Raw genomic sequence first — 21,351 nt, 5'->3', positions numbered from 1 at the left:
GTCACCGTGACGAACGAACGCGGCGCCTGTCCGAAGACAGGCGCCGCGTTGGTCTGATCCGAGCTGTCGGGTTACTTCGCGGACTTCTCGAGCTCGTGCACGTCGTGGGACTTGGTGCCCCAGCCGACATGGGCCTCGGCACGCATGCGCTCGACCATGTGCGGGTAGTGCAGCTCGAACGCCGGACGCTCCGAACGGATGCGCGGCAGCTCGTAGAAGTTGTGCCGCGGCGGCGGGCAGGAGGTCGCCCACTCCAGGGAGTTGCCGTAGCCCCACGGATCGTCCACGGTCACGACCTCGCCGTAGCGGAAGGACTTGAAGACGTTCCAGACGAACGGCAGCATCGACGCGCCCAGGATGAACGCTCCGATGGTGGAGATGGTGTTCAGGGCGGTGAACCCGTCCGAGGGCAGGTAGTCCGCGTAGCGACGCGGCATGCCCTCGTTGCCCAGCCAGTGCTGCACCAGGAACGTGGTGTGGAAGCCGATGAAGGTCGCCCAGAAGTGCCACTTGCCCAGGCGCTCGTCCATCATGCGGCCGGTGATCTTCGGGAACCAGAAGTAGATGCCCGCGAACGTCGCGAACACGATGGTGCCGAACAGCACGTAGTGGAAGTGCGCGACGACGAAGTACGTGTCGGACACGTGGAAGTCGATCGGCGGGGCGGCCAGGATGACGCCCGAGAGACCACCGAAGAGGAAGGTCACCAGGAAGCCGATGGACCACAGCATCGGTGTCTCGAAGGTCAGCTGACCTCGCCACATGGTGCCGATCCAGTTGAAGAACTTCACACCGGTCGGAACAGCGATGAGGAACGTCATGAACGAGAAGTACGGCAGCAGAACAGCACCGGTGGCGTACATGTGGTGCGCCCACACCGCGATGGACAGCGCCGCGATACCCAGCGTCGCGTAGACCAGCGTGGTGTAACCGAAGATCGGCTTACGCGAGAAGACCGGGAAGATCTCCGAGACGATGCCGAAGAACGGCAGCGCGATGATGTACACCTCGGGGTGACCGAAGAACCAGAACAGGTGCTGATAGAGCAGCACACCGCCATTGGCCGGGTCGTAGATGTGACCACCGAGGTGCCGGTCGTACGCCAGGCCGAACAGCGCCGCGGTCAGCAGCGGGAAGGCCAGCAGCACGAGCACCGAGGTGACCGCGATGTTCCAGGTGAAGATCGGCATCCGGAACATGGTCATACCGGGGCAGCGCAGGCAGACCACGGTGGTGAGCATGTTGACGCCACCGAGAATGGTGCCCAGACCCGAGACGGCCAGACCCAGGATCCACAGATCCGCTCCGACGCCCGGGGAGTGCACGATGTCCGAGAGCGGGGTGTACGCGGTCCAGCCGAAGTCGGCCGCGCCGCCGGGGGTGATGAAGCCCGCGGTCGCCATGGTGCCGCCGAACAGGTACAGCCAGTAGCTGAACGCGTTCAGACGGGGGAAGGCGACGTCGGGGGCGCCGATCTGCAGCGGCAGCACGATGTTGGCGAAGCCGAACACGATCGCGGTCGCGTAGAACAGCAGCATGATCGTGCCGTGCATGGTGAACAGCTGGTTGAACTGCTCGGGCGAAAGGAACTGCATGCCCGGCCGCGCCAGCTCGGCGCGCATCAGCAGCGCCATCAAACCACCGACGAGGAAGAAGGAGATGGCGGTCACGAGGTACATGACGCCCAGGACCTTCGGGTCCGTCGTGGTGACCATCTTGTAGATAAACGAACCCTTGGGACCCACACGAGGTGGGTAGGGCCGAGCCGCCTCCACTTGACGGACTGGCTGTGGCTCTACGGCAGTCACAAATCCTCCTGAACAGGTGCCTTCTTGTCGTTCGCACGCGGTGCTTCCGTTGTCCGGTTCGGCGCACGACGAACGACGGGGGGCCTAGCGCTTCAAGGATCGTAAACCGTGCTCCCACAGCGGTCGCGGGCAGCTCCTACTCTGTGTCGTAATTGGGCGTCGGGGTCACCGGCGGTACGCTGCCTGCCATGCCGGTGCGCGAGTCCGCTTCTACCCGAATCACGTTCGCCTCCACCCCCACCCCCGTGCGACGTTTGCGCACCTGGGGCGCGGTTCTCGCCGCTGCCGCGGTCCTACCGGCAGGGTTGCTGACAGGATGCGCCAAGTCCTCCGACGACGCGATGAGCTCGATCGTGCGCACCACGACGAACATCGCCGGGGCGGGCGTGGTGGGGCTGGAACGCGATACCCGTCAAGCCTGCGGCCTGCCGACGTCGGCCGATCCCGCGCCGGGTGCGACACGGTCGGTCGTGTCCGCCGCCGGCACGTCGGAGGTTCCGGCGGATCCCCAGCGGATCGTCGTGGCGTCCACCGCGGCACTGGACGCGGCCTGCGCGCTGGGGCTGTGGGAGCGAGTGGTCGGCGCCGCAACGATTTCCGGGCCGGACGGCAAGGGCCAGACGCAGCCCTCCTACCTGGGAACGGGTATCACCACGATTCCCGCGATCGGTGCGGTGGGCGCGCTGGATCCCGCGAAAATCGCCGCCCTGAAACCGGATGTGATCATCGGCGCGGCCACGGACAAGGCGTCCGCCGACGCGCTGCGCGCGATCGCCCCGACCGTGCTGGTGGGTGACGAGAACGGCTGGCAGGCGCAATTCTCCTCGATCGCCGAGGCGCTGGGCCGCCGCACCGCCGCGGTCTCGGTGCTGCAGGACTACCGCACCGACGCGCGCGAGGCGGGCGCCTCGGTGGCCTCCAATATCTCCCAGGCCTCGGTACTTCGCTTCGACGCCAACGACATTCAGATCCAGGGCGGAAACTCCTTCGCCGGGCTGGTACTCGGGGACGCGGGCGTGCAGCGCCCGCAGCCGCAGCGCGGGGACTCCTTCACGGTGACCTCGAGCCTCGGCACCGAGGCCGAGCGCGACAAGCTCGAGGGCGATCTGGTCTACCTCATGTTCAACGGCGCGGACGGCCGGAAGTTCGGCGAATCGGTGATGCGCGGCAACGACTGGAAGACGATCGGCGCGGTCAGCGACAAGCGCGTGTTCGCGGTCGAGGACACCATCTGGCACGGCTCCGGCGTCACCGCCGCCCGCGCCCTGCTGGACGATATGCGCAAGTCCCTCAACGGATATGTGACGGACTGAGCGCCCGGCCCAGCCCGGGCCGAGACGCACGAAGCCCGGTAACCGAGAATCGGTTGCCGGGCTTCGTTTTTCGGAGTTCTTCGGCTCGGAGTTCTTCGGCGCGGGTGAGTCGAATCTCTCAGCGCGAGACTAGAACTCCCAGTCCTCGTCTTCGGTGTTGACGGCCTTGCCGATGACGTAGCTCGAACCGGAGCCGGAGAAGAAGTCGTGGTTCTCGTCGGCGTTCGGGGACAGCGCCGAGAGGATGGCGGGGTTGACCTCGCACTCGTCCTTCGGGAACAGGCCCTCGTAGCCGAGGTTCATCAGCGCCTTGTTGGCGTTGTAGCGCAGGAACTTCTTGACGTCCTCGGTGAGACCGACCTCGTCGTACAGATCCTGGGTGTACTCGACCTCGTTCTCGTACAGCTCGAACAGCAGCTCGAAGGTGTACGACTTGAGCTCTTCGCGCTCGGCCTCGGAGACGAGCTCGAGACCCTTCTGGTACTTGTACCCGATGTAGTACCCGTGCACGGCCTCGTCGCGAATGATCAGGCGGATCATGTCGGCGGTGTTGGTGAGCTTGGCCCGTGAGGACCAGTGCATCGGCAGGTAGAAGCCGGAGTAGAACAGGAAGCTCTCCAGCAGCGTGGAGGCGACCTTGCGCTTGAGCGGGCTCTCGCCGTTGTAGTACTCGAGCACGATCTCGGCCTTGCGCTGCAGGTTCCGATTCTCCTCGGACCAGCGGAAGGCCTCGTCGATCTCGCGCGAGGAGCACAGCGTGGAGAAGATCTGGCTGTAGCTCTTGGCGTGCACCGACTCCATGAACGCGATGTTGGTGTACACCGCCTCCTCGTGCGGAGTCAGCGAGTCCGGGATGAGACTGACCGCGCCGACGGTGCCCTGGATGGTGTCCAGCAGCGTCAGGCCGGTGAAGACCCGCATGGTCAGCTGCTTCTCACTGGGGGTCAGCGTGGCCCAGGACGGAATGTCGTTGGAGACCGGAACCTTTTCCGGCAACCAGAAGTTGCCGGTGAGCCGATCCCAGACCTCGGCGTCCTTCTCGTCCTGCACGCGGTTCCAGTTGATCGCGGATACGCGGTCGATCACCTTGGTCACCCGTTTGCTGGTATGTGTCTCAGAAGGCATGGCCCAGCCGTTCCATGTTGATGGCCGGTACTCGATCGATCAATTTCACGTCCGCTCACTCACCCTTCAGCTCACCGAGAACCTGCGGAATTCTTCTGCCCTGGACACTACTACTGGGGGGCAGTATCGGGCTGCAGCACAACACCTTGTGTCAATCGTTGGATCGAGCAGCGCTGTGCTGCGGTTATGCCGAAACCGGTCCGGCACACCGTGACCACCACCGGAAAATTACCTCGGTGCAATCTGTCACAGCAGGTCGGGGCCGCTATGGCCGGGTGCACCGAACAAGGTTGCCGATCAGATGCCGAGCACCACTTTCGCGGTCATGAAGTAGATGACCAGCCCGGTGGCGTCCACCAGGGTGGTCACCATCGGCGCGGAGATCACCGCCGGATCGATGCGCAGCTTCTTGGCCAGCAGCGGCATGGTGCCGCCGATGGTGGCCGCCCAGCCGCAGATGATCACCAGCGTGATCCCCACCACCAGAGCGATTTTCGTGCCGACGAAGATCGCGCCGATCACCATGCCGACCACGGCCAGCATTGCCCCGAGCAGCAGGCCGACCCGGCATTCACGCCAGATCACCTTGAACAGATCCGAGACGCGCACCTCACCGACCGCGAGCGCGCGCACGCACGAGGTCGCGGCCTGCGCCCCGGCATTGCCGCCCGCGCCGATCAGCAGCGGAATGAACAGCGCCAGATGCGCGGCCTGCGCCAGCGTGCCCTCGAAGGCGTCGGTGACGGTGACCGTCAGGGTCGCCGCGACCAGCAGCAGCATCAGCCACAGGGCGCGATAGCGCGCGAGTTGGAAGACCCCGGCCGCCATGTAGTGCCCGGCCCACGGGGTGGCGCCGGCCTGGCGAGCCACGTCCTCGGAGTCGGCCGCCTCGATCACCTCGACGGCGTCGTCGATGGTGAGCAGGCCGACCAGGCGGTCCTCACTGTCCACCACCGGCAGGTTGATCAGGTTCGCGCCCTGCATGAGCCGGGCGGCCTTCTCCGCGGAATCGGTCGCGCGCACGAACATCGGCTCGGACTCGACCAGATCGGAGATCATGTTGTCGGGTGAACTGAGCACCAGCTCCCGCAGTTCCACCACGCCGATGAGACGGCGGCCCGCGTCCACCACCGGCAGGGTGTAGACGGTCTCGGCATTGGCGCCCTCGGTGCGCACCACCTGCAACGCCTGCCCGACGGGCAGATTACGCGGCAGCGCAACGACTTCCGGCGTCATGTACAGGCCGACCGAGCCCTCGGGGTAGCCCAGCAGCGCGGCGGTCATGCGGCGTTCGCGCGGGCTCAACCCGGCCAGCACCTTCTTCGCGACCTTGGCGGGGGCCTCGCGCAGCATGCGGGCGCGATCGTCGGGGTCCATCTCCTCGACCAGATCGCGGAAGCTCTGATCGCGCAGTCCGGTCAGGATCTGCTGCTGATCGACGGGTTCGAGCTCCTCGAACACGTCCAGCGCGCGATCCTTGTCCAGCAGCCGGAACGCCATGCCGGCCGAGACCGCGTCCATGCGGCCGAGCTGGTCCGCGATGACGTGCGGCGGATGGTTCTCCAGCCACTCCAGGGTGGCGGCGACGTGATGGCAATCGACGATGTCGCGCAACGAATCCCGGTTGCCCGACAGCACGGCGGGCGCCGGATCGGGCAGTGCGGGAAGCGCGGTGGACCGTACGGATGTGGACGTGCCGGACCGCGTGGTGGCGGATGCGGGCAGCGTCGGAACGACGGGCAGATCGGTCTGCGTCATGACAGGAACCTCAGCCGGGTGGCGAGTCGAGGGTGAACGTGTGGAAACACCGAGTCACACCGCGAGGCACCGCCCCGTTCGCCGCAGACTGAACTACAGGCAGATCGAGGGGACGGCGCCGCGCGGCCTTCGACTAGGGGGCTCGCTACGCATGCGACCCACCTCCTCGAAGCCGTCGTGCACCGAATACATCCACTCGCCGGCGGCGAGCGGGAACGCAGAAATCATCCTTGTGCAGGATACCCTCGTCCGCAAATCGCGGGCGCGTGATGACCGGCGCACCGGCGGGTTGCGCGCGACACACCAGGGCCGGGCCGCGCCCGACCTCGCGAGAGGGCATGGGGAACAACACCTTTCCCGCGTCGGGGTCGATCACCCTGGCCGCAGAAGAACGGATCGGACGTGTTAGCCCACCTCGGTCCCGCGTCGCCCGTGCGGGACGTGCCCGAGCGGGCAGTGCGGAACGCGCCCGAACGGGCACGGCGGGACAGAGCGCCCGGCGCCGATCCGAGCGCGCCCGGCGACGCTGTTCGATCTCCGGTCACCCCGCGACAGCACCCCTCACCAGGCCCGATACACCCGATATGTCCTGTGCGGGCCGCGTTTGTGATCTCTCACAAACGTCCGCCGTCGCCATTGCGCCGCACCCCATCCGGGCCCGAATCGTCCGCTCCAGGATTTCCCATGCGTTAGCGTTGCGTTTCCGGAGAGGCGTATGCCGGGGGTGGAAGGAGTCGCCGATGTCGCTCGACATTCCGTCCCGTCCTGGGCTCACCGTGTCGGGAAGCCCGATGTCCTCGCCGCTGAAGGACGTGCGCACGCTCGCGCAGACCATGGTCGGGCATTTCGTGGAGACCGTCGCGCCCTGCGGCACCCTGCCCAACGACGCCATTCACGGCGACATCACCACCATCACCCGCACCTGCCTGGAACTGGCGGTCGGCATGCTGGACGGGCGCGACATCCCGGAGAAGACCAAGCGGCTCGAGAACGCGGCGGCCCAGTGGGCGCGCGAGGGCATCCCGATCGACACCATCCAGCATTCCATCCACGAGGGCTTCAAGATCGGCTCGGATCTGGTCATGGCCAATGCCATGACGCGCCATCTGCGCGAGCCCGGTCCCGACGGCGAGCCGGCGCTGGTGATCGCGGCCGCCGATTTCGACAGCATCCTGGGCGGGGCCAAACTGGTGGTCGAACTGCTCGACCGGATGACCACCGCCGTCGCCCTGGCCTACGTGCGCGAACTGCGCGCGGTGGTCAGCGAGCACCACACGGCGGTGCACACGCTCACCTCCGCACTCCTGGGCGGGCACAGCACCTCCACCATGGCCCGCGAATGCGGGATCGAGATCGCCGAGTCGTATCACGTTCTGGCGCTGTCGATTCCGTCGCACCCCGAGGAGAACGACCCGACCCTGGACGGAGCCGTGGTGGCGCGCCGCAAGCTGCGGCGGGTGCAGGCCGAACTGGCGATGCGGCACACCGGCAAGGTGCTGTCGCTGCTGAGCGTCGACGGCGGCACCGTGCTCGTTCCCGCCTCGGAGATCGCCGACGAGCAGCTCGACGAGCTGATCGAGCAGCTCTCCTACGCGGCCCGGGTGCCGATCGCGGCGACACTGGTCTCGGCCTCGCCGCGGCAGATCCCCGACGCCGCCGATCAGGCCCACGAACTGCTGGACATCGTGCAGCGACTTCGCCTGGTACGCGGGCTCTTCCGTTTCGACGAACTGGCCCTGGAGTACCAGCTGACCCGCCCCGGCCCCGGCCGCGATCACCTGGGTTCGCTGCTCGATCCCCTCGACGAGCACGCCGAGTTGCAGGAGACCCTGCAGACGCACATCAGCAACAACCTGAACCGGCAGCGCACCGCGCGGTTGCTGCACGTGCACACCAATACCGTGGACTACCGCCTCAAGCGGATCGGGCAGCTCACCGGTTTCGACCCGACCGAGGCCTCGGGCCTGTGGTACCTGCGCTCGGCGCTGGTCGCCCGCACATACCAAGAAGGCTGAGCCGCACCTTCGGACAAGGGGAGTCGAAGGGAGCTCAGCCTCCTGGGGCTCGTGCCCCGGCGGTTCGCACTCAGCAGTTGCTCGGTGCGCTCTCGCCGCGGAGTCGGGCATCGAGCCAGGTCAGCGCCTCCGGAAGGCCGAGGACCGCGGCGGTGAGGTGATCCGGAACCGGTTCCTCGGCGGTCTTCAACTTCACCCCGGCCGCGCAGTACCGCTGATCCACGGCCTTGATCGCGTCGACGGGGACCAGGCCGTCGATCGGCGAATGCCATTCGAACACCGGCATGTTCGGGATGCCGTCGAACAGCTGCAGGCTGTTCTCCTCCACCACCCCGCGAGCCACCGGATCGGTCGACATGATCGTCGTCTTGGCCACGTCCACCGCACCCTGTCCCGCGCCGGCGGCGAGAATGTCGTTGGTGCAGCTGTTGGCCAGCTTGTCGCGGATGGCGAGGCCACGCGCGTTGAGCTGCTCGCTGAGCGGGAAGCGGTCCGGGTACTCGCGTTCGAGCCCGATGCCCGCCGCCATCGCCAGGCCGAAGGCCGGATGCGCGCCGTAGCCCATGGTCTCGAGCATGCTCACCAGGTTCATCGGCACGCCGCCCATGGCCGCACCGGCGATGCGCAGCTCGGGCGCGTAGGTGGCGGCGAGCGCGGCGGCCCATGCGGTCGCCATACCGCCGCCGGAGTAGCCGGTCATGGCGATCGGGCTGTTCGCGACGCGCAGATCAGGCACGTGCTGTGCCGCGCGAATACCGTCGAGGGTGATCTGGCCGCCGAGTTTGGCTGCGCCGTAAGCGGATCGGGGTCCGAGGTGATCCGGCAGCGCCACGCTCCAGCCGCGCTGCAACAGCACGTTCCAGCCGACCATCTCGCGCATCATCAGGTTCGGGTCGGAGGTGTAGAGCACCCGCGAAACCGCGCACTGCGCGCCGAGACCGTTGATGATCTGCTGCAACGAGAGCAACGGCGCGTCGGCCTTGCGATTCTTCGGCGACAGCACGGTGGTGGTCGCCGCGATCGGATGGCCCTCGGAATCGGTGGACCGGAACTTGATCATGGTGATGTCGGTGTCCGGGAATTCGGTCTTCGCCGGCATCGGGCGGGTGGCGAGCACATCGCCGGGCTTGTGATCGGCGATATCGGCCGGTGCGGCGTAGAACGCGTCCGGATCGGGGGTCGGATAGACCGGTTGCGCGAGAGCCGAACCCGGTGCGCCTGCCAGCAGGATCATGCCGACGATCGCCGTCGCCCCGAGGCGCGGGGCGCGTAGTCGTGACAGCGTCGATCCGGTACTCCAGCGAATTCGCGCCGGCTTCCTCATCTGGTCGTGCCCCTTCCACATCTGCCCGCGCACAATTGCGCTGTCGCACAGGCCCTTCGGGCGACAGTAGATGCGGACCGGACATAACACCAGGTCACCGAGCAAGCCTTCCGAAAGGTCACAATCAGGTCGGAACACCCCTGTGGCCCCTGCCCTGGCCATTGCGGTGCGTAACAACGAGAGGCGCGCCGCGGTTGTGAGATCTCCAGGCCCGGACTGGAACGTGTTGCGGTACCGAAAGTTGCACCTACTTTGAGTTACAGGGAAATCTCGGCGCCGTCGGCGACCGTACCCCTCCTCCGCAGCAGGGCATCCAAGGAGTATCACCAATGGCCGGAATCACCGAGGGCACAAGAAGATACAGCGGCGTGGGCGATGCGCTCACCCATCGCGTCACCGTCCACTTCGGCGGCGCCGACGAGGGCGCGGAACTCACCATGGAGTACGCCGCCACCTGGGCCGAGGCGTCCCGGTTCACCATGGAGGCCGTGCACGAGGGCCTGACCGTGACGGTGGACGGACGCATTCGACCCGGAATGCGCCGCCTGCCGCGACTCGGGCTGCGGCCCTAGTCGACTCAGGCTGCGGCCGTGGGTCGACGCAGCCCGCGGCTCTGGGTCGACTCGGCCTGCGCGGCCCTGGATCGACTCGGCCTGCGGCCCTGGGGTTGTGCCGTCCTGAGACTTCCGGACCGCGAAACCCTCAGTGCCACAGGGGTTCCGAACCCCACGAGACTTTCCGCGCCTATCTGGGCGCTGGGCGGCGCCTACCTTCGCTGCCCGAACGCGGCGGAGATCGTCTGCCACGCGGGCCCCAGTTCGGCCGAGAAATCCTCCCAGGCGTGCATTCCGGCGGGCTGGTAGCTCACCGTGTAGGGAATCTTCAGCTCGTCGAGCCGCCGCCCGAAATTCTCGGTGCACAGTCGCGCGCCGGCCTCCAGCGCCACTCCCCCGCCCGCCGTCTCCAGCGCGGCGGCGAGATCCGGTGACTGCGCCAGCGTGACCAGATCCACCGTGTTGGGAATACCCGTCGCGGCCGCGAGGTGAATCACCGTGCCGCGCAGGGCTTCCGCACCCACCAGACTGTCGTGCGCCTGCCACTCGCTCGTGCCCGGCGGGCCCCACAGATTCGCGACATTGCCGCCCCGCGACCCCACGGTGAGGGCGATGGTGGCATTGCCGGTGCTGTCCACGGTCGAATAGCACCCGCTCAGCCCCGCGACCGCGGTGTAGAACCCCGGGTGCCGATGCGCGAGCATCATCGCGCCCTGCGCTCCCATCGACACGCCCGCGATGGCGCGACGGCCGTCACTTTGTAAATACGGCTCGACGACACCGGGCAATTCGCCGGTCAGGAAGGTCTCCCACCGATTCCAGCCGAGATTCGCGTCCGGCCGCTCCCAATCGCTGTACATGCTCCCGGTCCCGCCCGAGGGAAGCACCACGTCGACCGGCTTGTCCGCGAAGAACTGCGCCGCCCCGCCCTTGGTCAGCCAGTCCGAAACCCGTTCGGCGTCAACGCCGTCCAGGAGATACAGCACCGGCCGCGGCCCCTGCCCCGAACCGTGCAGCACATCCACCGCCACCGTCCTGTTCATCGACGCGGACCGTACCGTCACCCGTTCCCACTGCGGTCCGATTCGTTCGGTGCCGACCACCCCCGGCTGCACCGCCATCCGATTCAGCGGCTCCGGCTGATCCGCCGCCGCGCCCACTGGAACGCTTCCCACCAGCGTCAACGCCATAACCGCCCCGACCGCGGCCCGACGTCTCACTGCACGTCACCCGATAGTCGATCCCCGGCAATCTCGATTTGTGCGTTCGGCACGAATACTCCTCACATCGATCCCGGTTCGGGGACCGAACCTAGATGCGAACCCGCCTGTCGCACCCCGTTTCCAGAAATCTCTAAGGCAATTCACCGCATCGCCTCCCTTCCAGCTGTTCCCGATCACAACCTTCTGAAACACCGTGTGTCCGAATGGCCACCGTGTCCGACCACAATGTCCACCGTGCCCGACGACAATGGCCACCGTGCCCGACGACAATGACCGCCGTGCCCGACGACTCCGATGTCCGCACATGCGACTGCCCACCGGGCGGACGCGAGGTCTTCCACCCGGTGGGCAGTCTTGCGGTTGTGAATACGCGACTCTCGTCGCGCGGCAGGTTTCGAATCAAGCCCCACCCGCCACCAATGGGGGAGCGGAGAGCGGGGGAGATCACCTCCAATTTCCTTGTCTCACTACAGTTTCTACGTCGACCGCGCAAATATTTCCGACGTCGAAACCACCCCGAGCCTATCGAGCCGATCCCCGAAACCCCACCCCCACAGCACCTTCTGGACACTTCACAACCCCTGCCCCGCACCCGCCGGTATTCAGCACAGCGCTCCCAATCGGGCTGCGGGCGGATCAATCATCCTGCGGGTGGCGGATATACGAAAAGGGCGCTCCCGGATTTCCGGGAGCGCCCTTTCAGGTCAGCGAATCAGAGCATGCAGCTGACGCAGCCCTCGACTTCGGTTCCCTCCAAAGCCATTTGGCGGATGCGAATGTAGTAGAGGGTCTTGATGCCCTTGCGCCACGCGTAGATCTGCGCCTTGTTGACGTCACGGGTGGAGGCGCTGTCCTTGAAGAACAGGGTCAGCGACAGGCCCTGGTCGACGTGCTGCGTGGCCGCGGCGTAGGTGTCGATGACCTTCTCGTAGCCGATCTCGTAGGCGTCCTGGAAGTACTCGAGGTTCTCGTTCGTCAGGTAGGGGGCCGGGTAGTAGACGCGGCCGATCTTGCCTTCCTTGCGGATCTCGATCTTCGAGGCGACCGGGTGGATCGAACTGGTCGAGTGGTTGATGTAGGAGATGGAACCGGTCGGCGGGACCGCCTGCAGGTTCTGGTTGTAGATGCCGTGCTCCATGACCGACGCCTTGAGCTCACGCCAGTCGTCCTGGGTGGGGATGTGGACGTTCGCGTCGGCGAACAGCTCGCGGATGCGCTCGGTGGCCGGGACCCACTCCTGCTCGGTGTACTTGTCGAAGAACTCGCCGCTGGCGTACTTCGAGTCGGGGAAGCCACCGAAGTAGCTGCCGCGCTCGATGGCGATCCGGTTCGAGGCCCGGATCGCGTGGAACGCCACGGTGTAGAAGTAGATGTTGGTGAAGTCGATGCCCTCGTCGGAGCCGTAGTAGATGTGCTCGCGGGCGAGGTAGCCGTGCAGGTTCATCTGACCCAGGCCGATGGCGTGAGACTCGTTGTTGCCCTGCTCGATCGACGGCACCGAGTAGATGTGGGTCTGGTTCGACACCGCGGTCAGCGCGCGGATCGAGACCTCGATCGTCTTGGCGAAGTCCGGCGAATCCATGGCCTTGGCGATGTTCAGCGAGCCCAGGTTGCAGGAGATGTCCTTGCCGACCTTGGAGTAGGACAGATCGTCGTTGAACTCCGAGGGGGTCGAGACCTGCAGGATCTCCGAGCACAGGTTCGAGTGGGTGATCTTGCCCTTGATCGGGTTCGACCGGTTCACGGTGTCCTCGTACATGATGTACGGGTAGCCGGATTCGAACTGCAGCTCGGCGATGGTCTGGAAGAACTCGCGCGCCTTGATCTTCGACTTGCGGATCCGCTTGTCGTCGACCATCTCGTGGTACTTCTCGGTGATGTTGATGTCCGCGAACGGCACGCCGTAGATGCGCTCCACGTCGTACGGCGAGAACAGGTACATGTCCTCGTTCTTGCGCGCCAGCTCGAAGGTGATGTCCGGGATGACCACGCCCAGCGACAGCGTCTTGATGCGGATCTTCTCGTCCGCGTTCTCCCGCTTGGTGTCCAGGAAGCGGTAGATGTCGGGGTGGTGGGCCTGCAGGTAGACCGCGCCCGCACCCTGACGCGCACCCAGCTGGTTCGCGTAGGAGAAGGAGTCCTCGAGCAGCTTCATGATCGGGATGACACCCGAGGACTGGTTCTCGATCTGCTTGATCGGGGCGCCGGTCTCGCGAATGTTGCTCAGCAGCAGGGCGACACCGCCACCGCGCTTGGACAGCTGCAGCGCGGAGTTGATGGAGCGCCCGATGGACTCCATATTGTCCTCGATGCGCAGCAGGAAGCAGGACACCGGCTCGCCGCGCTGCTTCTTGCCCGAGTTCAGGAAGGTCGGGGTGGCCGGCTGGAAGCGGCCGTCCATGACCTCGTCGACCAGCTCGGACGCCAGGGTCTCGTCACCGGCGGCCAGGGTCAGCGCGACCATGCAGACGCGATCCTCGAAGCGCTCCAGGTAGCGCTTGCCGTCGAACGTCTTGAGCGTGTACGAGGTGTAGTACTTGAACGCGCCCAGGAAGGTGGGGAAGCGGAACTTCTTCGCGTACGCCTGCTTGAACAGCTTCTTGGTGAAGTCGAAGCTGTACTGGTCGAGAACCTCTGTCTCGTAATAGTTTTCCTTGACGAGGTAGTCGAGCTTCTCGCGCAGGTTGTGGAAGAACACGGTGTTCTGGTTGACGTGCTGCAGGAAGTACTGATGCGCGGCCTCGCGGTCCCGGTCGAACTGGATCTCGCCGTTGGGACCGTACAGGTTCAGCATCGCGTTGAGCGCGTGGTAGTCGAGCCCCGTGGTGGCCTCACCACTGACGGGGCGCTCTACACGGGCAGTCTTTCCGACCGGTGCGGTTGTCGTTGCCAAAACAATCCCAATCCCTCTCGGACGCGCTCGACGTCCTCAGCAGTTCCCATGAGTTCGAAGCGATACAGGTACTCGACTCCGCATTTGCGCGAGATGACTTCTCCCGCAAAGCAGTACGTATCGCCGAAGTTGGTGTTGCCGGCCGCGATCACGCCGCGCAGCAGGGCGCGGTTATGCGGATCGTTGAGGAACTTGGCCACCTGACGGGGGACGAATTCCTTGTCGGATCGACTCCCGCCCAGCACGTGCCGACCGCCCCCGTAGGTGGGGACGATCAGCACGTAGGGCTCGTCGACGCGAAGCGAGTCGGCAGTATGAAGCGGAATACGGACGGCGGGGATACCCAGCCGCTCCACGAAGCGATGCGTGTTCTCCGAAGCGCTGGAGAAGTAGACCAAATTCGGTGTCCGCGTGGACAACTCGGTCATTTCCCACTCCTTTCGCCCGGATGGGGGCCGCCGGCGAACCGGCGACTCCGGGCCGTCAGGCGACGGCGACCGCGGTGGCGAGGGCCTTGATCCGGTCCGGGCGGAAGCCGGACCAGTGATCGTCACCGGCGACGACCACGGGGGCCTGCAGGTAACCCAGGGCCATCACGTAGTCGCGGGCCTCGGGGCTCTCGGAGATGTCGATAACGTCGTACTCCACTCCGGCCTTGTCGAGCGCGCGGTAGGTGGCATTGCACTGGACACAAGCGGGCTTGGTGTACACGGTGACGGTCATTGGTTTCCCCTTCTCCTTAGCCTTCGATCCGTATGCAGCGCACGACTGAAACAAGATCCATGTAGCTGGTTCGCTAACCCCTGGAAGCGAGACCTGAGCCCCTGGTCGCGCGGCCCCTGCTCGGGTTCCCGCTGTATGCCCTTCCAGCTTCCAAGACACTACACCTAGTGGCCGACAGAATCATCCAACACGACATGTTGCGACTCACAAACGTGGGATTCACTCGCCACAAGTACCAGGACGCTCGATTCGCAACTCGACACGACTGAGGTGTAGATCACAATTTCGACATACAGCACATTTTCAGCAAACCCACTGTTCTCGCTGATCAACACCCATCACACGAGTCACAGCGGTCTCGCCCGAACAGCCCTTCCGAAGCAGCGAAACGGGCTGCCCCGAATTTCCGGGGCAGCCCATCGGTTCGGCGTGTCGCGTACCCACCCCGGTTCGAGCGTTCAGCCTATGACGAAGCTCGAACCATCGACCGGACCGGGGGCGAGAACCCGGTTCGTCGCGGCGATGCCGTACATCTGCGCGTCGTAGGCCGCGAGCGGTCTGCCGTCGATCTCTATCTCGGTGAAGGCGACCGGCGCGAAGCCGGGCAGGGCCGCGTCCAGATGACCCTCGAGCACGATCTCCGCCGTGCGCGCGGGCGCGGTCGAGGGGACCACCGTGGTGCGAGTCCAGCCTCGCGAACGATTCTGCAGCGTCATCGTGTAGCTCTGACCGTCCCAGCTGACCACCGAATGCATGGTGTCCCCGGCACTCAACGCCACATCGTCATAGCTGTAGGGCGGTTCCGGGTAGCCCTCCCACCACCCGTCGATGTACTGCTCGGTCTGACACATGGCCCCCAGCGCGCCGACCGCGCACAGACCGTCGGTGGCCGCGCCGAGTCCGTTCGCGACCATCCCGCCGCCGTGCATGACCGCACCGGCCAATCGCGGATCGGCGTAGGCGAGATCCGCCGCGACATTCTCGATCTGCAACCCCGGCAGTGCCGCGTAGACCGCCGCGTCACTGGCACAAATGGATTCGACTCCGGTCTGCATGAGCGGCAGCGCCACATTGCCGTCGAAAGTGGTCGCGCCGTTCAGGCCGACCCACGGCACGATGCGCTGCAGCACGCCCGGGTTGAGACACTGGATTTCCGGCTGCACCCAGGTGGCGCTGACCTCACGAAAATCTCCTTTGACCACATATCCGGCCCAATTGCCGAGAAAGAGGCGGGCATTCGATTCCGCGACGGCCTCGGCCGCACTCGCCACCATCGCGACAGTGGACACGGCCATCGTTATGGCCATACAGCATCGAGCCCAGACAGAATTGCCCGTCGATAGCTTCATGAGAAAAAGTTAACTCAAATTGGGCAGATAAAGCGGTAGGCCACGGCCGAAAAGCCGTGACCTTGCGCTTGATTCATTATCGGTTCGACGTTCGAATGTTAGGTAGCAAAATGTTTACTCCAACAATTCGAGCGTCCACACCGTTCCGTCAGGCGTTAGCGGCGGCCTTTGCCGCTTCGTTCAACTGATGCACGGTCGCGGCGAGTTGGGTGAGCGCCTCGGCATCGTCGGCCGGATGCGTCTCACCGAAACGCTGCCCGATTCCGCCGAAGTTCAGCGAGGCGTCGTCGACCACGAGCGCACCCGCGACACCGAACGCCTTCACCGCGTCGCCGTGCGACCACTTGGCGGCATTGGAGCTGATCGACGCACTGACCACGGCCACCGGGCGGGCCTTGAGCGCACCGGCGCCGTAGGGCCGCGAGGCCCAGTCGATGGCGTTCTTCAGCACGGCGGGCAGGGTGCCGTTGTACTCGGGGGTGAAGATCAGCAGACCGTCCGAGGCGCCGACCGCGTCGCGCAGCGCCTGCGCGGCGGCGGGCACAGCGCCCTCGACATCGAGGTCCTCGTTGTAGAAAGGAATATCGCTCAGGCCCTCGTAGATGGCGATGTCCACGCCTTCGGGCGCGGTCCTCACCGCGGCCTCGGCGAGGCGCCGGTTGATCGAGGCGGCGCGAAGGCTTCCAACCAGTGCGAGAAGGCGGGTCTGCGACATGGTCATCACTCCTGGGTACTGATCTGCGGGCGGAACTATCAGTACACTGTAACCGGACCATGGTCCGCTTCCATTCCCGTTTAGGAGTATCCCGCCGTGAACTGCGACACCCCCGCCGACGAGCCCTGTACGGAGCCGCCGGACTCCGAGCCGGGCGGGCCCGACGCCGCGTCGGCGACCGAACCGGTGCCGTGTGGACTCGCGCCTCGACCCGGCGGTCCGGCGGGGATCGCACGCGACGAGGTGAGCGGCGGCCTGCCCATCGGCCCGGCGGCAGTGCAGCACAGCGCGCCCGGAGCCATGCCGGTCGGGACGGGAACGGCGCTGTCCATCGAACCGGTGATCGGGCAGGGGCCCCCGCCGCACTCGCTGTCGCTGCTGCCGACCGGCACCGGCGAGCGCAGCGATGCCGCGCGCAATCGGCAGCTGCTGCTGGACGCGGCCGAGGCACTCGTGCAGGAACAGGGCGCCGACGGCGTCACCATGGACGCGGTCGCCAAGCGTGCGGGGGTCGGCAAGGGAACGGTGTTCCGGCGCTTCGGCAATCGCGCCGGGCTGATGCTGGCCCTGCTCGATCAATCCGATCAGAAGATGCAGGCCGCCTACATGTTCGGGCCGCCGCCGCTGGGTCCGGGCGCGCCCCCGGTCGAGCGGCTGATCGCCTTCGGGCGCGCCCGCTTGGCCGGGGTCGAGCTCGAGGGCGATGTGCGCAAGGCCGCCGACGCGGGCGAGCAGCACTATTCGGGCGCACCGTACAACGTCGCGAAAACCCATGTGTCGCTGCTGCTCCGGCAGTCCGGCACACCGTGTTCGGTGCCGCTGCTGGCGGACACGCTGCTCGCGGCGCTCGATGCCGGGCTGATCCTGCATCAGATGCGCGTGCTGGGCAACAGCCTGGAACAACTCGGCGATCACTGGGAGACCCTCGTACGGCAGGTCACCGATTCGGACGCCGGTTAAAGTGGCCCCATGGGCAACCTGCGCGAAGAGATCATCGCCGAACTGGGCGTGCTGCCGGTCATCGAACCGAAGAACGAAGTGCGGCGGCGCATCGAATTCCTCAAGGACTATCTGCGCGCCACGCCCGCACAGGGTTTCGTGCTCGGCATCAGCGGCGGCCAGGATTCCAGCCTGACCGGGCGGCTGTGCCAGCTCGCGGCCGAGGAACTGCGCGCCGAGGGGCGCGCGGCCAGGTTCGTCGCGGTGCGGCTGCCCTACGGCGTGCAGGCCGATGAACAGGACGCGCAGATCGCGCTGCGCTTCATCGCGCCCGACGAGTCCGTGACGCTGAACGTGAAGCCGAGCGCCGACGCCGCCTCCGAGCAGGCCGCGCTCGCCTTGTCCGGCCTGAGCGACGGCGAACAGGGCGCGCTGCGAGACTTCGTGCGCGGCAACATCAAAGCGCGTGAGCGCATGGTGCTGCAGTACGCCGTCGCGGGCCAGCTCAACATGCTCGTGGTCGGCACCGATCACGCGGCCGAAGCGGTCACCGGCTTCTTCACCAAGTACGGCGACGGCGGTGTGGACATCACCCCGCTCACCGGCCTCACCAAACGCCAGGGCGCGGCCCTGCTGCAGGAACTCGGCGCACCGCCCAGCGTCTGGCAGAAGGTCCCCACCGCCGATCTCGAGGACGACCGCCCGGCGCTCCCCGACGAGGAGGCGTTGGGCCTGAAGTACTCCCAGATAGACGACTACCTCGAGGGCAAGCCCATCTCCCCCGAGGTCGCCGAGAAACTCGAAACCATCCACCGCAACACCCGCCACAAGCGCACGGTCCCGGTGACACCGCTCGACACCTGGTGGCGCTGAGCTGATTCGGACCGGAGTCGCCGCTTCGGACCGGAGTCCTATCCCCCGGCGAACGGGGGCAGCACGTCGATGCGGCCGGGCAGCGGGGTCGAGCCGTCGCGGGTCAATTCGTCACCGACGAGGTAGGCGCAGACCTTCAGCATCGGGTCCAGGTCCGGGCCGTAGGTGGCGGTGAGGGTGGTGCGCAGGTCGGCGATGGTCGAGCCGGAGGGAAAGTCCAGGAGCTCGGAGGACTTGCCCACGGCGTCGGCTATCGCCGCGAAATAGCGGACCTCAACCACCGATTGCTCCCATCGATCGTTCCGGGGGGACGAAATCGGCGGCGTCGATACCGTGTCCTGCCCATTTGTTCCACATTGCGCCACGCCACAGGGTAGCGATATCGGCATCGCTCGCGTCGGATCGCAGGACCGCGCGCACGTCGTATTCCTGATCGCTGAACAGGCAGGATCGAATCCGGCCGTCGGCGGTGAGGCGGGTGCGGTCGCAGTCGCCACAGAATTTGCGCGTCACCGAGGCGATGATGCCGACGGTGGCCGGACCGCCGTCGACCTGCCAGAGCTCGGCGGGCGCGGACGGATCCTCACGTCCGACGGGGGTGAGCGCGAAACGGGTGCCGAGCGCCTCGAGCAATTCGGCGGCGGTGATCATGTTCGTGCGCGCCCACTCGTGATCGGCGTCGAGCGGCATCTCCTCGATGAAGCGCAGCTCGCAGCCCTCCTCGATACACCACCGCAGCAGATCGGCTGCGCCGCCGAGGGTTTCGCGCATCAGCACGGCATTGACCTTGATCGGGGTGAGACCCGCCTGCGAGGCCGCGCGGATTCCGGCGAACACCGAGTCGAGCCGGTCCCGGCGGGTGAGGCGGGCGAAGCCCTCGCGATCGACGGTGTCGAGCGAGACGTTGATGCGGTCGAGTCCCGCCGCGGCGAGTGCGCGGGCGCGATGCGCGAGCCCGACGCCATTGGTGGTCATGGCCAGGGGCGTGTCCGGCAGCTCGGCGCGGCAGCCCGCGACGATCTGCTCGAGATCGCGGCGCATGAGCGGCTCGCCGCCGGTGAAGCGGACCTCGTGCACGCCCAGTTCCCGCACCGCGAGCACCACCAGCCGCACGATCTCGGCCGTGGAGAGCAGCTCGTCGGCCGGAATGGCGGGCAACCCCTCCTCCGGCATGCAGTAGGTGCAGCGCAGCGAACACTTCTCGGTGATCGATACGCGCAGGTCACGGGCGACCCGACCGAATCGGTCCACGAGCTGCGGAGTATCGGGCCGCCCGTCCATCGAGGGCAGCCCGGTGCGCACGGCTGGCATACCCATGGCGACGACGGTCATCCGACCATTATTGCCGCCCTAGTCAAGACCCGCTCCGCACAACGACCCGCGATAGCCGGTGAGCCTGCGCGTATAGGCTCACCGCCATGAGTTCCCGGCACGCTGTGGCTCCCGCCCGCTCCGTCGACGACCACCGGCACGGCATCGAGGATCTGCTGCGGCCCCTGGCCGCCCGCGAGATCGACTCGGTACCCGTGCCGCGGGCTCTCGGCCGACGTCTGGCCCAAGATGTGTTCTCCCCCCTGGATCTGCCGGTCTTCCGCAATTCGGCGATGGACGGGTATGCGGTGCGGGCGGATTCGCTCCGCACCGTCCCGGTGACGCTGCCGCTGGCGGGCGTGATCGCGGCCGGGAACACCGGCGAACTGGTGCTCGCCGAGGGCTCGGCCCTGAAGATCATGACCGGCGCTCCCCTTCCGGCGGGCGCGGACTGCGTGGTCCCGGTGGAGCACACCCGCACCGACGGAGACACCGTCACCATCGAAACCGCCCGTGCCGCCGGCGATTTCGTGCGCGAGCCGGGCAAGGACGTACGCACCGGGCAGCTGCTGGCGGCGGCCGGCACGCTGCTGCTGCCACGCCATATCGCGGCGCTGGCGGCGGTCGGGCTCGCGGAGCTCCCGGTGACCCGGCGGGTTCGCGCCGCGGTGCTGACCACCGGTGACGAGCTGGTGCCCGCGGGAGTTCCGCTGCTGCCGGGCCAGATCTACAACTCCAACGGCATCGCGCTGGCCGCAGCGCTCACCGACAACGGCGTGGACGTGGTGTCCGTCGCCCATTCGACCGACGACCCGGCGGAATTCCGGCAGCGCCTGGCCGAGGCGACCGCCGCCGCGGACGTCGTGTTCACCTCCGGCGGCGTCTCGATGGGTGACTTCGAGGTGGTCAAGGACGTGCTGGCCGAGCTCGGCGGGCGATTCGGCCCGGTCGCGATCCAGCCCGGCGGACCGCAGGGCCTCACCGTCGTCGACGGCGTCCCCGTACTGAGCTTCCCGGGGAACCCGGTCAGCACCCTGGTCTCCTTCGAGGTCTTCGCCCGCCCGATCCTGCGCGACCTCGCCGCCCTGCCCCCGATCCCGACTTCCGAAGTCCCCCTGCTGGATCCGATCCGCTCCCCCGCCGGCCGGCGCCAATTCCTGCGCGGCACCCTCACCCCCGACGGCGTCACCCTCCCCACCGGCTCCGGCTCCCACCTGATCGTCGCCATGGCCCACGCCGACGTCCTGATCGACATCGACCCCGATGTCACGGAGCTTCCCGCCGGAGCGCTGGTCCGCGTACAGCCGCTGTAGCCGAGCCCGGCGACTTCACGGACCCGCTCGGTTTGTGGGAGTGCACGAACTCTGCGGTGGATGGGGGCGGGGTGATGGTGGCATCCGCCGAACGCCGGGTGCGAGGGCGGAATGA

Annotated in this window: 18 protein-coding genes; 6 read left to right on the top strand and 12 right to left on the bottom strand. The window is 66.6% G+C overall.

Translation table 11 applies throughout. The features are described from left to right. Positions 1–71: 71 nt before the first annotated feature. Positions 72–1,808: an aa3-type cytochrome oxidase subunit I gene (gene ctaD / locus NJ1_RS12785; protein WP_084478084.1), complete on the bottom strand. Its 1,737-nt coding sequence runs from the start codon at positions 1,806–1,808 to the stop codon at positions 72–74. A gap of 188 nt (positions 1,809–1,996) precedes the next feature. On the opposite strand from ctaD, the gene NJ1_RS12780 reads away from it, so the two are divergent. Beyond that, a complete protein-coding gene (locus NJ1_RS12780) occupies positions 1,997–3,121 on the top strand; it encodes an ABC transporter substrate-binding protein (protein ID WP_084478082.1) in 1,125 nt (374 codons plus the stop codon). Positions 3,122–3,250: 129 nt separating this feature from the next. On the opposite strand, the gene nrdF is transcribed toward NJ1_RS12780, so the two are convergent. Next, positions 3,251–4,246, bottom strand: coding sequence for a class 1b ribonucleoside-diphosphate reductase subunit beta (gene nrdF, locus NJ1_RS12775; protein WP_067692382.1), 996 nt, complete (start codon positions 4,244–4,246; stop codon positions 3,251–3,253). A gap of 297 nt (positions 4,247–4,543) precedes the next feature. After that, complete coding sequence (gene mgtE, locus NJ1_RS12770; protein ID WP_084478080.1) at positions 4,544–6,004, bottom strand: magnesium transporter; 1,461 nt, start codon at positions 6,002–6,004, stop codon at positions 4,544–4,546. Positions 6,005–6,744: 740 nt separating this feature from the next. Between mgtE and NJ1_RS12765 the strand changes: the two genes are divergently transcribed. Beyond that, complete coding sequence (locus tag NJ1_RS12765) at positions 6,745–8,019, top strand: PucR family transcriptional regulator (RefSeq protein ID WP_067692380.1); 1,275 nt, start codon at positions 6,745–6,747, stop codon at positions 8,017–8,019. Positions 8,020–8,089: 70 nt separating this feature from the next. On the opposite strand, the gene NJ1_RS12760 is transcribed toward NJ1_RS12765, so the two are convergent. Beyond that, positions 8,090–9,253, bottom strand: a complete 1,164-nt coding sequence (locus tag NJ1_RS12760) for a lipase family protein (RefSeq protein ID WP_067692378.1) — start codon at positions 9,251–9,253, stop codon at positions 8,090–8,092. A 419-nt stretch (positions 9,254–9,672) separates the two neighbouring features. Here NJ1_RS12760 and NJ1_RS12755 point away from each other — a divergent pair, with 419 nt between their 5' ends. Further along, positions 9,673–9,915, top strand: coding sequence for a hypothetical protein (locus NJ1_RS12755; RefSeq protein ID WP_067692376.1), 243 nt, complete (start codon positions 9,673–9,675; stop codon positions 9,913–9,915). 194 nt (positions 9,916–10,109) lie between these two features. On the opposite strand, the gene NJ1_RS12750 is transcribed toward NJ1_RS12755, so the two are convergent. The 6 genes from NJ1_RS12750 to NJ1_RS12725 all read right to left on the bottom strand — a co-directional run bounded on the left by NJ1_RS12750 (position 10,110) and on the right by NJ1_RS12725 (position 16,800). After that, a complete protein-coding gene (locus tag NJ1_RS12750) occupies positions 10,110–11,072 on the bottom strand; it encodes an alpha/beta hydrolase (protein WP_245717357.1) in 963 nt (320 codons plus the stop codon). Positions 11,073–11,832: 760 nt separating this feature from the next. Next, the gene (gene nrdE / locus NJ1_RS12745) at positions 11,833–14,013 is read right to left on the bottom strand and encodes a class 1b ribonucleoside-diphosphate reductase subunit alpha (RefSeq protein ID WP_067692372.1); all 2,181 of its coding nucleotides are present in this window, start codon (positions 14,011–14,013) and stop codon (positions 11,833–11,835) included. After that, positions 13,971–14,441 (bottom strand): class Ib ribonucleoside-diphosphate reductase assembly flavoprotein NrdI, encoded by a 471-nt coding sequence (nrdI, locus tag NJ1_RS12740; RefSeq protein ID WP_067692369.1) that lies wholly within the window; start codon positions 14,439–14,441, stop codon positions 13,971–13,973. Before nrdI ends, nrdE begins: the two co-directional genes overlap by 43 nt. Positions 14,442–14,496: 55 nt before the next feature. Continuing rightward, positions 14,497–14,736, bottom strand: a complete 240-nt coding sequence (locus NJ1_RS12735; RefSeq protein ID WP_067692366.1) for a redoxin NrdH — start codon at positions 14,734–14,736, stop codon at positions 14,497–14,499. Between the two features lie 458 nt (positions 14,737–15,194). Beyond that, positions 15,195–16,031, bottom strand: a complete 837-nt coding sequence (locus NJ1_RS12730; RefSeq protein WP_067692363.1) for a G1 family glutamic endopeptidase — start codon at positions 16,029–16,031, stop codon at positions 15,195–15,197. A gap of 202 nt (positions 16,032–16,233) precedes the next feature. Continuing rightward, positions 16,234–16,800, bottom strand: coding sequence for an NAD(P)H-dependent oxidoreductase (locus NJ1_RS12725; RefSeq protein ID WP_067692918.1), 567 nt, complete (start codon positions 16,798–16,800; stop codon positions 16,234–16,236). 300 nt (positions 16,801–17,100) lie between these two features. Between NJ1_RS12725 and NJ1_RS12720 the strand changes: the two genes are divergently transcribed. Then, positions 17,101–17,760 carry a TetR/AcrR family transcriptional regulator gene (locus NJ1_RS12720; protein WP_084478137.1) on the top strand — a complete coding sequence of 220 codons (660 nt, stop codon included), beginning with the start codon at positions 17,101–17,103 and terminating at the stop codon, positions 17,758–17,760. Positions 17,761–17,769: 9 nt separating this feature from the next. Further along, positions 17,770–18,612, top strand: coding sequence for an NAD(+) synthase (gene nadE, locus NJ1_RS12715; RefSeq protein WP_067692360.1), 843 nt, complete (start codon positions 17,770–17,772; stop codon positions 18,610–18,612). 38 nt (positions 18,613–18,650) lie between these two features. Here nadE and NJ1_RS12710 read toward each other — a convergent pair whose 3' ends face one another. Continuing rightward, on the bottom strand, positions 18,651–18,893 hold the full coding sequence (locus tag NJ1_RS12710) for a MoaD/ThiS family protein (RefSeq protein ID WP_067692357.1): 243 nt from the start codon (positions 18,891–18,893) through the stop codon (positions 18,651–18,653). Continuing rightward, positions 18,886–19,944, bottom strand: coding sequence for a GTP 3',8-cyclase MoaA (moaA, locus tag NJ1_RS12705; protein WP_067692354.1), 1,059 nt, complete (start codon positions 19,942–19,944; stop codon positions 18,886–18,888). Before moaA ends, NJ1_RS12710 begins: the two co-directional genes overlap by 8 nt. An 86-nt stretch (positions 19,945–20,030) precedes the next feature. Between moaA and NJ1_RS12700 the strand changes: the two genes are divergently transcribed. Next, on the top strand, positions 20,031–21,236 hold the full coding sequence (locus tag NJ1_RS12700) for a molybdopterin molybdotransferase MoeA (protein ID WP_067692351.1): 1,206 nt from the start codon (positions 20,031–20,033) through the stop codon (positions 21,234–21,236). Positions 21,237–21,351: the final 115 nt, after the last annotated feature.

Origin of the sequence: Nocardia jejuensis NBRC 103114 (assembly GCF_001613145.1) — a bacterium.
Taxonomy (GTDB): domain Bacteria; phylum Actinomycetota; class Actinomycetes; order Mycobacteriales; family Mycobacteriaceae; genus Nocardia; species Nocardia jejuensis.
The sequence above is the reverse complement of the archived record's forward strand: the minus strand, read 5'-3'. Positions and strand labels throughout refer to the sequence as shown.